Annotated in this window: 9 protein-coding genes; 7 read left to right on the forward strand and 2 right to left on the reverse strand. The window is 68.3% G+C overall.

What is annotated here, in order from left to right; all coding sequences use genetic code 11:
* Positions 1 to 96 precede the first annotated feature (96 nt).
* Positions 97 to 4026 carry a type VII secretion protein EccCa gene (eccCa, locus tag IE198_RS06925; protein WP_189884385.1) on the forward strand — a complete coding sequence of 1310 codons (3930 nt, stop codon included), beginning with the start codon at positions 97 to 99 and terminating at the stop codon, positions 4024 to 4026.
* Positions 4027 to 4233: 207 nt separating this feature from the next.
* Here the strand turns inward: eccCa and IE198_RS06930 are convergent, their stop codons facing one another.
* Both IE198_RS06930 and IE198_RS06935 read right to left on the reverse strand, forming a co-directional pair.
* Entirely contained in the window at positions 4234 to 5505 is a 1272-nt protein-coding gene (locus tag IE198_RS06930) for a S8 family serine peptidase (protein WP_189883824.1), read from the reverse strand.
* Positions 5502 to 8789 carry a right-handed parallel beta-helix repeat-containing protein gene (locus tag IE198_RS06935; protein WP_189883826.1) on the reverse strand — a complete coding sequence of 1096 codons (3288 nt, stop codon included), beginning with the start codon at positions 8787 to 8789 and terminating at the stop codon, positions 5502 to 5504. Before IE198_RS06935 ends, IE198_RS06930 begins: the two co-directional genes overlap by 4 nt.
* A gap of 325 nt (positions 8790 to 9114) precedes the next feature.
* On the opposite strand from IE198_RS06935, the gene IE198_RS06940 reads away from it, so the two are divergent.
* The 6 genes from IE198_RS06940 to IE198_RS06965 all read left to right on the forward strand — a co-directional run bounded on the left by IE198_RS06940 (position 9115) and on the right by IE198_RS06965 (position 14091).
* Entirely contained in the window at positions 9115 to 9447 is a 333-nt protein-coding gene (locus tag IE198_RS06940) for a hypothetical protein (RefSeq protein ID WP_189883828.1), read from the forward strand.
* Positions 9448 to 9526: 79 nt separating this feature from the next.
* Positions 9527 to 9850 (forward strand): WXG100 family type VII secretion target, encoded by a 324-nt coding sequence (locus IE198_RS06945; RefSeq protein ID WP_189883830.1) that lies wholly within the window; start codon positions 9527 to 9529, stop codon positions 9848 to 9850.
* 68 nt (positions 9851 to 9918) lie between these two features.
* The gene (locus tag IE198_RS06950; RefSeq protein ID WP_189883831.1) at positions 9919 to 10389 is read left to right on the forward strand and encodes a type VII secretion system-associated protein; all 471 of its coding nucleotides are present in this window, start codon (positions 9919 to 9921) and stop codon (positions 10387 to 10389) included.
* Between the two features lie 55 nt (positions 10390 to 10444).
* Positions 10445 to 13240 (forward strand): AAWKG family protein, encoded by a 2796-nt coding sequence (locus IE198_RS06955; RefSeq protein ID WP_189883833.1) that lies wholly within the window; start codon positions 10445 to 10447, stop codon positions 13238 to 13240.
* Positions 13241 to 13289: 49 nt separating this feature from the next.
* Positions 13290 to 13742, forward strand: coding sequence for a YbaB/EbfC family nucleoid-associated protein (locus tag IE198_RS06960; protein WP_373299790.1), 453 nt, complete (start codon positions 13290 to 13292; stop codon positions 13740 to 13742).
* Between the two features lie 4 nt (positions 13743 to 13746).
* Positions 13747 to 14091 (forward strand): hypothetical protein, encoded by a 345-nt coding sequence (locus tag IE198_RS06965; RefSeq protein WP_189883837.1) that lies wholly within the window; start codon positions 13747 to 13749, stop codon positions 14089 to 14091.
* The last annotated feature ends 1 nt before the right edge of the window (position 14092 follow it).

Below are 14092 nucleotides of genomic sequence, written 5' to 3' on the forward strand. Positions count from 1 at the left end.
CCCCACCATGGCGGTGCCTTTCCGCGATTGTGACAAGGAGAAAATGCGTTGAGCGTGGTTCTCTTCCGACGTCCGGCTCGTCGTCGGGGTCCCGAGATGCCGGACGGCGAGCTGAGTCTGCAGGAGCCGCCGACTCTGCCCGAAGTCGTACCGGATACCTCCGCGGTGTGGACCTATCTGCCGATGGCGATGATGTCGGTGTCGATGATGCTGATGTTCATGCGCCCCGGAGGCGGCAACCAAGTCTTCAGCTACCTGGCGATCGGCGTGATGGTCCTGGCCTCCGGCGCCATGCTGGTGGGCCAGTGGATGCGGCGCAGCGGCGAGCGCAAACAGCGACTACGTGGTGAGCGCCGCGACTACCTGCGTTATCTGACCCAGATTCGCCAGCGGGCCCGATCCGCCGTCATGGAGCAGCAACTCGCGCTGGCCTGGCGTCACCCGGAGTCGGCCGCGCTGCGCAGCATGGTCCGCACCACCCGGCTGTGGGAGCGCCGCCCCGCCGACGAGGACTTCGGCGAGGCCCGGATAGCGGTCGGCGACCAGCAACTCGCGCTGCGGCTGGTCCCGCTGGCCACGAAGCCGGTGGAGGATCTGGAACCACTGAGTGCCCACGCGCTGCGACGCTTCGTCCGGGCCTACACGACGGTGCCCGACCAACCGATCGCGCTGTATCTGCGTTCCTGGTCGAGGGTCCTGCTGCGTGGCGACGAGGCTGCGGGCCGCGCCATGATCCGTGCCGCTCTGTGCCAGCTGGCGGTGTTCCATCCACCGGAAGAGCTGTGGATCGCCCTGTGCGTGTCGGACGAGCGGCGCTCGGAGTGGGAGTGGGCCAAGTGGCTGCCGCACCACCTGCATCCGCACGAACAGGACGGTGCGGGGCACGTCCGGATGATGGTCTCCGCCTTCGGTGACCTGGACGATCTGCTGGGCGCTGATGCCTTCGAACGTCCGGTCTTCGACCCGGAGGCCCCACCGGGCCGGGACGAGCCCCTCACCGTAGTGGTGGTCGACGGGGTGCCGCTCGGCGGCGACCACCGGCTCGACGGCGCCGGATACCGCAATGTGGTGGTGGTCGACCTCTCCGGCAGCCTGGTCTGGCGACCCGGCCGTACCACGCTGCGGCTCGACGTGCGGCCGGACCAGGTCGCTCTGGTACGCACCGACAAGGCCCGCAAGGAACAGACCACCGTCCTCGGCCGACCGGACGCGGTCGGTCCCGTCATGGCCGAGTCACTGGCGCGGATGCTCGCTCCGTACCGGATGAGCCTCAGCGCCGACACCGCGGAGCCCCTTGCCACGGACGTCCAGTTGAGCACCCTGCTGTCCATTCCCGACCTGCACCAGCACGACCCGTCGACCTTGTGGCGGCGCTCCACGGGCGCCGCCCGCCTGCGCGTGCCGGTCGCGGTGGGCGCCGACGGCCAGCCGGTGGAACTCGATATCAAGGAGTCCGCCGAGGGCGGCATGGGTCCGCACGGAATGCTCATCGGCGCGACCGGCTCAGGCAAGAGCGAACTGCTGCGCACCCTGGTGCTCGCTCTGGCGCTGACCAACTCCTCGGAGACGCTGAACTTCGTTCTCGTGGACTTCAAGGGTGGCGCGACCTTCCTGGGTCTGGACGGGCTGCCGCACACCTCCGCGGTCATCACCAACCTGGCCGATGAGGTGGCGCTGGTCTCCCGTATGCAGGACGCCCTGCACGGTGAGCTGATCCGCAGGCAGGAACTCCTGCGCAGCGCGGGCAACTACACCTCGGCACTGGAGTACGAGAAGGCCCGCGCCCAGGGCGCCGACATCCCGCCGCTGCCCAGCCTCTTCGTCGTGGTCGACGAGTTCAGCGAACTGCTCGCCACACACCGTGAGTTCATGGAACTGTTCGTGATGATCGGCCGACTCGGAAGGTCCCTCGGCGTGCATCTGCTGCTGGCTTCGCAGCGGCTGGACGAGGGCCGGATGCACCAGTTGGAGAGCCATCTGTCGTACCGGATCGGTCTGCGTACCTTCTCCGCCATCGAGAGCCGCGGTGTGCTGGGCGTGCCGGACGCTTACCAGCTGCCGCCGCAGCCCGGCAGTGGATACCTCAAATGCGGCACCGAGACGCTCCTGCGGTTCCGTGCCGCCTATGTGTCCGGCGCCTATCGGCAACGGCCCCCGGCGGCCGTCCAAGCCCGGGTGGCCAGCCAGATCGTGCCGTGGACCTCGAGCTGGGTGGTGCCCAGAGACCCTGTCCCGGTGCCGGATCCGGAACCCCCGGAGCCGGAGGAGGGCGCCGAATCCCTGCTCTCCGTCGCCGTGGAGCGGCTGCGTGACGCAGGACCGCCGGCCCATCAGGTGTGGCTGGCGCCGCTGGGCGAGCCGCAGGGGGTGGACACCCTGCTGCCTCCGCTGAAGACCGACCAGCAGCGGGGTCTGGCCGCCGAGGGATGGCCGGGGGCCGGCAAGCTCCGGGTACCGGTCGGCATCGTGGACAAGCCCTTCGAGCAGCGTCGCGACCCCCTGCTGGTGGACCTGTCCGGCGCGGGTGGGCATGTGGCGATCGCAGGCGGTTCCCAGAGCGGCAAGTCCACCCTGGTGCGCACACTCGTCACCGCCCTCGCTCTCACCCACACACCACGAGAAATCCAGTTCTACTGCCTGGACCTTGGCGGTGGAACGCTGTCGCAGTTGGCCGGACTGCCCCATGCCGGCGGCGTGGCCGCCCGGCTGCACACCGAGCGGATCAGCCGTACGGTCGCCGAGGTCAGCGCCGTGCTCACACACCGCGAACAGTTCTTCGTCGACCACGGCATCGACTCCATGGCCACCTACCGGCGGCGCCGTGCCCAGGGCGAGTTCGCCGACGAGAAGCATGGTGACGTCTTCCTGATCGTCGACGGCTGGCAGTCCATCCGGCAGGACTTCGACCAGTTCATACCGGTGTTCAACCGGTTCGCCGCCCAGGGCCTGAACTATGGGGTGCACCTTGTCGTGACCACCACCCGATGGGTGGAACTGTCGGCACAGGTGCGCGACCAGTCGGCGACCAAGCTGGAACTGCGCCTCGGCGACGGCATGGACTCCAGCGTCGACGTGCGCAAGGCGAGGACGGTGCCCACCACCGGGGGACGGGGCCTGACGTCCGAGGGCAAGCTGCATTTCCTGGCCGCGCTCCCCCGTATCGACGGACGGCACACCACCGATGACCTCAGCGAGGGCGTCGCGGACCTGGTCACCCGGGTCTCAGCCGCATGGCAGGGGCCGTCAGCCCCAGCGGTGCGAACGCTGCCGTCCAGGCTGCCGGTGGCGGAACTGCCGGCTCCGCAGCTCGAGCAGGCCGCCCTCAAGGTGGCCATCGGACTGGACGAGGAGACTCTGGCTCCGGTGTGGCACGACTTCGGCCGTACACCGCACCTGATGGCGATCGGGGACACCGAAAGCGGCAAGACCAATCTGCTCAAGCTGTTCGCCCGGGCTATCACCGAGCGCTACTCACCGAAGGAGGCGCGCATCCTCGCCGTCGACTACCGGCGCAATCTCGTGGACGCGGTGCCCGGCGAGTACCGCCTGGGGCACGCGGTGTCGGCGGACACGCTGCGCGAGCTGGTGGGCGGAGCGGCCCGCGCGCTGAAACTGCGGATCCCCGGCGAGGAGGTCGCTCCCGCCCGGATGCGGCTGGCGGACTGGTGGCAGGGGCCGCGGTTGTTCGTCCTTGCCGACGACTACGACATGGTCGGCGGAGTCTCCTCGGTGGACCACCCTCTCGCGGCGCTCTTCGAGTTCCTGGCGCTCGGCCACGAGGTCGGTCTGAACATGATGGTGGCGCGGTCGGCCACCGGTGCGGGACGTGGTCTGAACGACCCGCTGATGCGGCGACTCGACGAGGTCAACACCCCAGGGCTGCTGCTGTCGTGCCCGCCCTCGGAGGGATTCGTCTTCGGCCAGGTCAAGGCGCAGAACCTGCCGCCCGGCCGCGCCAAGTACGTCCTGCGCCGCAAACCCCTGCTGATGCAGACGGCCGTCGTGGATGAGGAGACCCCGGCCTGATGCGAACAAAGTGAGCGCACGCCCGGCTGCCGGTGAGGTGTGAGCCCACCGGCAGCCGGCGCCCCATCTCCGCGCCTACCGGGTCCGCCACCAGGGCGCGCCCGGGAACAACCCTTCGGTACGGACCGGGCATCTTCACCGCGCGGAGTGGACGGTTGCCCTCGCGGGCAGCGGGCCTAACGGACGCTTCTCTGCCCGCCCGCGGGTTCAGCCCGAGTGGTCCTCACGGCGCCGGCCACGGGCGCGCACCACCACAGCCAGCCAGACGACCGCCCCCACGACGGCTGCCCCCATCGCGCTCATCACCGATGCCCGCCGGGTGGCTTGAGCGGCGACCGCGTCGGAGGGCAGCCGCACGGGCTCCGCATCGGGGACCGCCGCGACCGGGGTGGTGCGGCCCGTAGAGGTCAGCGCGGCGTAGACGTCGAGTTGCGGCACGTCGGCGGGATAGGCCGTCATGGTCAGCCGCTCCGCGGTTTCCGCCGCGGACAGATCCGGATGCCGATCGCGTACCAGCGCCGCAGCGCCCGCGACGAAACCGGCCGCAAGCGCGGACCCGGTGCCGATGAAATGCCCTTCGCCGCGTGGGCCGACACCGATCACTCCGCTGCCGGGCGCGGCCAGGTCGGCCCGCCTGGGGGCGGCAGTGCTGTCGGGGAGGGAGCCGTCTGCGGAGGTCCCGACGACGGACAGCACCCCTTTCTGCGCAGCGGGCCAGTAGTCCCTGGCCGGTCCCCGGCCCTTGTTCGCACCCTGGTGAGCCTGCGCCTCGGGCGCCGCGGCGGCTACCACCAGAGCGTCACGGGCGATGGCGTGCTGCACCGCTTTCGTCAGCGCCCGCGATCCGCCGGCCAGGGCCGGGCCGACCACGATCACCTCTGCGCCCGCGTCGGCGGCCGCCCGCACCCCCGCCGCCACCGTGGCCGCGCTCGGCACACCGCGCGCGTCGGTTCCGCGCACCGCGAGAATCCCGGCCTTTGGAGCCACCCCACTGAAGTCCGTACCTGACGTCGGCGCGGCGGCGATCAGTGAGGCCACGAAGGACCCGTGCCCCACGCAGTCACCGGCGCCGGAAACCGTGGTCACCCGGCCGTCCAGACGGGCGGTACCGTCGGCGACGCCGCTGTCCACCACTGCCACCTTCACTCCTGCGCCCCGGCTGAACCGCCAGGCCCGCGAGAGTGCCAGCGTTCCCTGGTACCGCGGCTCGGCCACGGCGACCTTCGACGAAGCCGCCGTGCAAGGCGCTCCGTCGGCGAGTTCGGACACCATGACCGGCAGCTTCAGCGGGTCCGTCTGCCGGACCCCTGCCTCGGCCGCAGCGGCGCCGGCCGGAGCCACCAACGGAACGGCCCCTGCCGCGCACGCGAGAGACAGGGCGAGCGGGCCTGTCAGGATCTGGCGGACGCCGGCGCTGCTGAGGAGTGCAACGGTCCGCTTCGCGGACGGCAGGCCCCGGCCGTGATCGCGCGCTGTCATCCCGCCGTCGCCTCCAGACCGGCCAAGTCCTCGGGAAGCAGGGTGCGCAGCTCCTCCAGAGAGGGCGCCGATAGCGCATTGAGCCGTCCTGCCTGGCGGGTGATCATGCCCTCCAGGACCCGGCGCGCGAGCCGTGCGTTGCCGAAGGCGAGGTCCCTGGGCACGGAGTCGAAGTACGCCCGTAGCACTGCGGAGGTGCCGGGCGCGCAGTCGTAGTGGGCGCCCGCGGCGTGCTGGCGCACGATGGTGACCAGCTCGTCGGAGGAGTAGTGCCCGAACTCCACACGGCGCGAGAACCGCGATGCCAGACCGGGGTTGGACGCGAGGAAACCGTCCATCTCCCGGGTATAGCCGGCGACGATGACCACCACCTCGTCACGATGGTCCTCCATCAGTTTCAGCAGGGTGTCCACCGCCTCGCGGCCGAAGTCGGAACCGGAGGCATGCACCGGGGCCAGGGTGTACGCCTCATCGATGAACAGCACGCCGCCCCGGGCCCTTTCGAAAACCTCACGGGTCAGCTGGGCGGTGTGACCGATGAACCGGCCCACCAGATCGGCGCGGGCCACCTCGACCAGCTGGCCGCGGGGCAGCACCCCGAGCGAGACCAGCAGCTCCGCGTAGAGGCGCGCCACCGTCGTCTTTCCGGTACCGGGCGGCCCGGTGAACACCAGGTGGTGGCTGATGCGCGGAGCGGGCAGTCCGGCCGCCTCGCGCCGCCGCGCCGTGGCCAGCAGACTGACCAGGTCGCTGACCTCGCGTTTCACCCCGGAGAGCCCGATCATCTCGTTCAGCCGCTCCATCGGTGTGCCGGACTCGGCGGTCCCGGCGACCTCGATCGCCTCACGCTCTCCGACGTCGACCGGAAGCAGCAGGGTCAGTTCCTTCTGCTCGGGGTTCCTCGCAGTGGAGAGACGAAAGGCTTGCCGGTCCACCATCTCCTCGAACACCTGCCGTGCCGCACGGCCGTTGCCGAAGCCCGCGTCGCGGGGCATCCGCTCGAAGTGCAGGGCCAGCGCCTCACCCGTACCCTCGCCCAGTTCGTACTCGTGCGAGGTGCAGATGCTCTGCGTGATCGAGACGAGTTCCGGCACGCTGTAGTTCTCGAACTCGATCGTGCGGGAGAAGCGGGACTGCAGGCCCGGGTTGGAGGCGAGAAAGTCCTCCATACGGTCGGAATAGCCGGCCACCACGACCACCACGTCCTCGCGATGGTCCTCCATCAGTTTCAGCAGGGTGTCCACCGCCTCGCGGCCGAAGTCCGCACCCGAGCGCCCGCCGTCCGACAGCAGGGAGTACGCCTCGTCGATGAAGAGCACGCCACCCAGGGCCCGTTGGAAGACCTCGGTGGTCTTGATGGCAGTGCCACCGATCACCTGGGCGACCAGGTCCGCGCGGGAGACCTCCACGAGATGGCCCTTGGGCAGCGCACCGAGTCCCGCCAGCACCGAGCCGTACAGCCGGGCCACGGTCGTCTTGCCGGTCCCCGGCGGGCCGGCGAACACCAGATGGCGGCTCATCGGCGGTGCGGGCATGCCCAGTTCGGCACGGCGCCGCGCCAACTGGGCGAGGCTCACCAGGGTACGGACCTGGTGCTTGACGTTGTCCAGACCGATCAGTCCCTCCAATTCGGCGAGCGGTCCGGAGTCCGCGTCCCGGTGCCACTGTTCGAAGCCGTCCAGGGCTGATTCGCCCCAGGCATCCGGGGCGCCGTTGCCGCCGCTGGCCAGGTCCACGACGGACAGCCGGTCGCCGGGTCTGGCCTGTACCAGGCCACCCCCGCCGTTCTCACGGGTGGAGCAACCGGCCAGTGAGACGGGCTCGGTGCTGTCCACCCGGAAGCCGTCCTCGGCACAGGCACCGGCCTCGCAGGAGTTGAGCGAGGCGCGGGCACCCTCGCCGACCAGGACGCCGTGTTCGCCGGCGCCGTGCACCCGCAGCCGGTTCGCGGTGAGGTCGCCGCCCGATTCGACGTGCACGCCGGTGCCCTTCGCCCCGGTGACCGAGCAGCCCCGCACCGTCACCGTCCCGCCGTTGCCCACCAGCAGCCCCTGCGACTGCGATTCGTCCAGCTTGCCGCCCCCGATGTAGAGGCTGCCGCCGTCCGCGACGCGGACCGCTGCCTCGCCGGTCCGCTCCACCACGCAGTCCTCCCACCGCCCGCGACCGGAGTCCACGACCTCCACACCGTGACCGCGGCACGAACGGATCCTCGCCCGCCGTATCAGCGGGTTGGCCCCGCCGCGGACGGAGACGGCCGTGCCCCGGACGTCCAGCACTTCCAGCCGGTCCAGTTCGGCGACCGCGCCCTCGGTGAAGATGGCCCCGGCGTTGCTGTCGCGCACGGTGAGACCGATCAGTACCGGCGCCGCCGAGCCCGACACGTTCAGCGCTGCGGCCTCGGCCGACTCCAGCCAGCAGTCCTCGAAGGTGCCTCGGGCGTGGTCCGTCACCAACAGCCCCGGTCCCTTGGTGCGCGCCGTGCGGCAGCGCCGCACCCACGGATCGGTGCCGCCGGAGAGCACGAGGCCCGCGCCGCTGGTGCTGGTGATCCGTACCTCCTCCAGCTCGTTACGGGCTGTGCTGGACAACTGCACACCAACGTGCGTGTCGTGCACCACGGTGCGCAGCGCCCGGGTGGTGCTGTTCTCCTCGAACGCGATCGCCGGCTTGTCGGTCGACGAGATGTCGCAGTCCTCCACCGAGCCCTGGGCCGTGCCGCCCGCGAGCACGCCGTTGCCCCGGGCGTCCCTGATGCTGCAACTCCGCACGGTGAGGCGGCTCTGCCCGCCCAGTACGACGCCGCTGGTGCCCAAGTGCTCGATGACACAGGCCTCCACGGAAGACGCCTGGCTGGAGGTGTCGACCACGCCGGCGCCTCGCGGGTTGTTCACCCGGCAGTCCCGCAGGGCCAGTGCACCGTTGTCCCTGGCCAGCACGGCCGTCCAGGCCGCACCGACGATCTCACAGCCGTCCATGGCCAGTTGCCCCCGTACGGCGGCCACCACCGGTACGTCCTCGTCCCGTCCGCGCAGGATCAGGTCGGTCAACATCATGGCGTCGGCCTTCAGTACCACCGCACTGCCCTCGGGCGGGCAGATGTGCACGGTACCTCGCGCCTGTTCGGCGACGATCGTCACCCGCGAGGTGACGACCAGGTTCTCCGGGTACTGGCCCGGCGCGACGCTGATCACGGCGCCGCTGCGCGCCCGGCTCAACGCCTCGCCGATGGTGCGGCAGACGCCCGGTTGCGAAGGGTCGACGTGGAGTACCTGGCGTGACACGTGCGGGGACCTCCATTTGGGGCACAGGTCGCTGCGCAAAGTGGAGCGGGACGCGTGGCCGGATGCTTCACGCACTTCATCTTGTGGGGGTGAGTGCCGGGGGGACGGACGCGTTGCCCGTTCGACCAGGTTTCGCTGTCCGCAAGGGCAGCCGATGATCGGGCCGGGCAGAAGCGTGCGCGGTCTCTCCCTACTCTCGACGTGCTGGGTGGACCGGCCGTCGTGGTCTCGGCTCCATGTTGACCGGGCCGGAATCGTGATCCCGCCACCCAAGCGGCTGTCGCTGATGAGCGGCGCTTCCAGTCGTCAATGGAGAGGTGGACTCATGCCGGTCCAGATGTCGAACGCACAGGCCACGCGCAATGGGATCCAAGCGCTGGAAATGGCGAAGGCAGGTGTCGAGAGGGCTCGGGGTGACGTGCTCGAAACCGGTGGAGCTCTGTCCTCGGGCTACCAGGGCGGTGACGGTGCGCAGTTCGGGAACCTGCTGCGCCTGTGGGACGACCAGTGCATGGTGATCCTCAATGGCCTCCAGGCTGTGATCAACGAGCTCACCCGCACCGGGCAAGAACATGGCGTGACTCAGCTCGGCAACCAGGACGCCATCAGTCAGGCCCAGACGGGTTCCCAGGCGGCATTCGACCAGCTGCACGCATGAACGCACGCCAATCGCGCCCGGCGACAGCCGGTCTGCGCCTGCTCCACCCATCCGAGCGTCGAGACATGGAGGGGCCCTGATGCCCGAGAACCTCACCGACGGCGTTATCTACGTGGAATACAACCACATGGCGAACGCCGCCGACGACATGGTGTACCAGACGAAAGCCATCGGCGAGACTCTGGAATCGCTGGAGATGGAGCTCAACGAACTCATGAAGAGCTGGGAAGGTGAGGACCGCTACATCTACCAGCAGAAGCAGCAGGAGTGGGACGCTGCTGCCAAAAACATGATGCAGATACTGCTCTCGCACAGCAATCTGCTCACGGACATCTCCGAGAACTATCAGCACAGCGAGAGAAAGCTCGCCCAGATGTGGTCCGAGGTCCAGATCGGCCGCTGAAGCGGTCCCGTGTCACCGCCGTCGGGCCCGTCGGCCTGACGACGGTGACCGGCTGAAAGGAGTACGCCATGCCCCCGCCCGATCTCACCGCACTCGACGCCAATGCGCTGCAAGATTTCCTCGACATGAAAGTCGCCCCTTTCATCGGTGAACTCGAGAAAATCCGTAAGGACAGCGACTCCGGGGATGCGCTCCACACCATGCTGGGGGACGTCCACACCACCTCGGAAGCAAACATTCAGCAGGACACGTTCCTGGGCATCGGCGGGATGGCTACGGACAGTGAGACCGGTGGTGGTGGCCTCATCAAGAGCGTGAAGGAACAGGCGACGTCCATCGACGGCATCTTCGAATTCCAGCAGAGGCTGTTCGACGATTTGGACAACAACCTTCAGGAAACCATCAACACCCTGCTCCGCGACCAGGGCACCAGCCTGGCGGCGATCGAAGGGCAGGAGTTCCTCGACATCTTCGGCGAGGTGGAGGACACCATGACCGGCGCCGACGAGGCGGGCTCCGGAGAGACGGGCTCCGGCTAGGAGTCCTGGCCAGCGATCCCGCCACACCCTCCAACGCCGCACCGAGAGTCTCGCAATGACAACTCCACCAGCAGTTTCCCACGATCCGGACGACTACTGGGGCATGGCCATCACCCTCATGACCGGATTCCCCATGCCGAAACGCACCGATCTGTTCAAAACCCTGGCGAGTCCCGACGGCATCCCGTTGTTCACGGTTCAGTTCGAGGACATAGAACCGGTGCGCGCGGTGCAGGACCAGGAACACGGTTACCAGCATACGGAGTACGGTTGGCAGGCGGCCAGCGGCAGCGACTTCGACATCGTCTTCTACGAACTGACCGGCAAAAACGAAACACACGGCCCGACCGTCAGGATGCGAAAGGCGAGAATCAAATTCATCGACGCCCCCCAGGCGGGGGGTCAGACCGATCTCATCGATCCTGGTTATGGCATGCCTGGGGCCGACTTGCTGGCCCGGTACATCAATGGACCGATCGACGCTCTCAACGGCCTCCTGAATCCTCCATACTCGACACGGAACATCCAGTCCGGCGGAGTCTCCGTTGCCGACGCAGACGCAGTCGACCTTACTTCGTTCACTGATAGTGCGCGGGCATTCGACCGCGCCCACCGGTTCTTCGTCGATCAAGCCACGGTGCTCGCCGAGTGGGAGGAGGAACTGGGTGCGGAACAGGCGCCGTGGAGGGGACAGGCGGCCGGTGTCTTCTGGAATCTGATCCATCAGTTGCGGCAGAACTACGACAGCTATGGCGAGCAGATGGGGGGCAGGGGCTACCATGCCGGGCACTCGACGGTAGACGGCTATACCCCCACCTCCGCACCCGGGGATGCGCTGGCTCAAGCACAGTCCGCGCTCCACACACACCTCAAAAACCTCAGTACGGCTTGGACGGAATGGACCAAGCGGTACTGGCACGACCCGTACCACTTCCTACTGGCTCAACTGGTGCAGCTCGGCAATTCCGTCATCGAACACAACCTCAGGCAGGTCGAGCGCTGGAGCCGACAGCAGGGTCGAGACAACCAATTCCATATTACGGCCGGACCGGGCTTCTTGCAGAACATACCCGGGTATGGCGAGCTAGGGAGTGTGGAAACCTGGAAGAGGACCGGGGAAGAGGCCGTTCGGCAATGGAATGACGGAGTCGTGAACCTGTTGCAAGCCGCGGGGACGGATGCGCTGCGGGGACTCAAGGCGGACTGGGTGAACACCGGCGTCGGCATTACCGATCCACTGCGAACCGTCAACAGGGACACTCTTTCCAGTCTCCTTGAGAACGAAGAGGCGGATGCTGCGGAAGATGAAGCGGAAAAGTTCCAGCAGGAGGCCGAGGAGAATGCTGAGAATCTTAACCAAAACCTGGAGAACATAGGCGACGGTTTTGACAGCCTCAACGAGAACGTCGCTTCTACGGGCACCGGTCTCAATGACAGCCTCAATGGCCTGGGCACCGGCCTCAATGAGAGTCTCAATGGCCTGGGCGACAACTTCAACGACGGCATCGGCAACCTCGGCGACAGTCTCGGCAATTCACCGGATGGCCTGCTCAACCCCGACGGCAGCCCGTTCGTCCCGCCCGTCGGGGGGTCACTGCTCAATCCGGGGCTCGGTCCAGGCACGAACGGCCTGACCGCAGGACTGACCAACCCGGACGGGAGCGTGGCAGAACTCAACCCGGACGGCACCCTGACGACGACCTACCCGGACGGCACCTTCACCACGCTCAACCCGTCCCTCGGAACGCTCTCCACCACCAGGCCGGGCGGATCGACCACGACGACCGATCTCGATGACGGACCGTTGATGAACCCCGACGGAAGCGTCAGCGTCGCCCAGCCCGATGGATCTGTCACCACCACCCACCCCGACGGGACCGTCACCACCCTGAACCCCGACACCGGTGTCCTGACCACCTTGAACCCGGACGGCAGCCTCACCGCCACCTACCCGGACGGCGGTTCCACCATGGTCGACCCCGACACGGGGCTCGCCACCACCACCGCCCCGGACGGCTCGACCACCACCGCCGATCTCCATGACGGTCCACTACAGGCGCCGGACGGCAGCACCATCACCCTCGACCCGGACACGGGCGCCCTGACAACCACCAATTCCGACGGCACCGTCACCACCCTGAACCCCGACACCGGCACCCTCACCACCACCAACCCCGACGGGTCCACGACCACCACAGACCTCAACGGGACTTCTCTGCCGGACCTCGAACCGGGCACGGAGGATCCGTCAGGGCTGAACGACGGTTTGCATCTGCCCAGCGGTCTTGACACCGAGCTCCCGGAGTTCACCGGAGGCGGCGTCGGCGATGCGGGCGGTGGCGGTTACGGAGCGCTGAACGACACGCTGGCTGCCGACCGCGTAGGTAGCGCCGCCGAAGATACGTACTTCGACGCCGATGAGGGCCTGGTGCAGGCCGGCCGCAGCATCGGCTCCCCGGCCGCCGAGATGTCGGCCGGAGTTCCGCTCAATCAGGGCCTTGGAGGCATTCCCATGGCACCGGGCATGGCAGGGCCGGGCATGGGCGGCATGGGCGCGGGCCAGGGAACCGGCAATGCCGAACGGACCCGCAACGTCTTCATCGGCTCCGGCGGGGCGGCCATGACGTCCCGGCGCACCAGCCGGCCTGTCGCCCTGGACGAAGAGGACGTGGTGATCACCAGGGGTGGCACCGGCACGAGTACCGGCGCGGTGATTGCTCCGCAGGGAGGTCAGGCAGCGGCCCAGCAGCGCACCGAGAGCGCCTCCCGGGATCGCACCAGTTGGGTGACGGAGGACGAGGACATCTGGGGCACGGACGAGGGTGGCGCTCCTGCCGTGATCGGTCGATGAACGTCTTCTGCGACTTGGAAGGCCTTCTGGCGGCCCGGACAAGGAGGAATTGATGGACCAGTCGATTCAGCAACGCCTGGCTCGGGCCATGGAGGAGTTGAAGGCGACCGAAGCCGCAGTGGCGAAGGCCGAGACCGAGCTGCGCGGCTCCTCCTGCACGGTCAAGTCCAGGGACCGTTCGGTAGAGGTCACGGTCGACGCCCAGGGTGGGCTGGTCGCCCTGCGCTTCCTGGACGGCGCCTACCGGGACATGGGCCCGGCCGAACTGGCCGCCAGTGTGCTGGAAGCGGCGGAACACGCGCGTACCACGATGGCGCGTCAGGTGATGCAGGTCCTCGGCCCGCTGACCCGGGCGAGCCAAGCGGTGCCGGAACTTTCGGGGGTCGAGGTGGACTGGCTGAAGATCTTCGGCCCCGGCGTCATGGCGGAGCCGGACGACTCCGCGGTACGGCCTTCACAGCGGAGGCTGCGGGACGAGATCAATGAGGACGGGGAGGAGTAGCGCCATGGCTGACTCGAACGGGTACATCGCGGACACCAACCGCCTTCGCGCCGCGATCCGTCAGATCGAGCAGATCAGCGCGATGGCGGGCGATATCGCGCGGGACTTCGCCAACGAGGTCGGCCGGAACCAGCACTGGCCCGGAAGAGACGACAGCTTTGCGCGAGAGGTCATACCGAGTGAGCTCAAGGAGCGGCAGACAGCGCTGGAGACCAGTGAGAATGTCGCCGGGGCCAGCGAGCAGATCGCACTCAGCACCCTCGGCAACCTGGACAACATTGAAGGCACCCAGCTCGGTGTCCTGGAGGGCATCCAGGCCGAGCTGCACCGGGGTCGGCCCGGCCGGTAGT

The sequence above is a fragment of the Streptomyces xantholiticus genome (assembly GCF_014651015.1).
GTDB lineage: Bacteria > Actinomycetota > Actinomycetes > Streptomycetales > Streptomycetaceae > Streptomyces > Streptomyces xantholiticus.

Coding starts and splice junctions, on each gene's coding strand:
- IE198_RS06945 (WP_189883830.1), top strand. CDS start 9,527: ATGCCCGAGAACCTCACCGACGGCGTTATCTACGTGGAATACAACCAC.
- IE198_RS06955 (WP_189883833.1), top strand. CDS start 10,445: ATGACAACTCCACCAGCAGTTTCCCACGATCCGGACGACTACTGGGGC.
- IE198_RS06950 (WP_189883831.1), top strand. CDS start 9,919: ATGCCCCCGCCCGATCTCACCGCACTCGACGCCAATGCGCTGCAAGAT.
- IE198_RS06940 (WP_189883828.1), top strand. CDS start 9,115: ATGCCGGTCCAGATGTCGAACGCACAGGCCACGCGCAATGGGATCCAA.
- eccCa (WP_189884385.1), top strand. CDS start 97: ATGCCGGACGGCGAGCTGAGTCTGCAGGAGCCGCCGACTCTGCCCGAA.
- IE198_RS06965 (WP_189883837.1), top strand. CDS start 13,747: ATGGCTGACTCGAACGGGTACATCGCGGACACCAACCGCCTTCGCGCC.
- IE198_RS06930 (WP_189883824.1), bottom strand. CDS start 5,505: ATGACAGCGCGCGATCACGGCCGGGGCCTGCCGTCCGCGAAGCGGACC.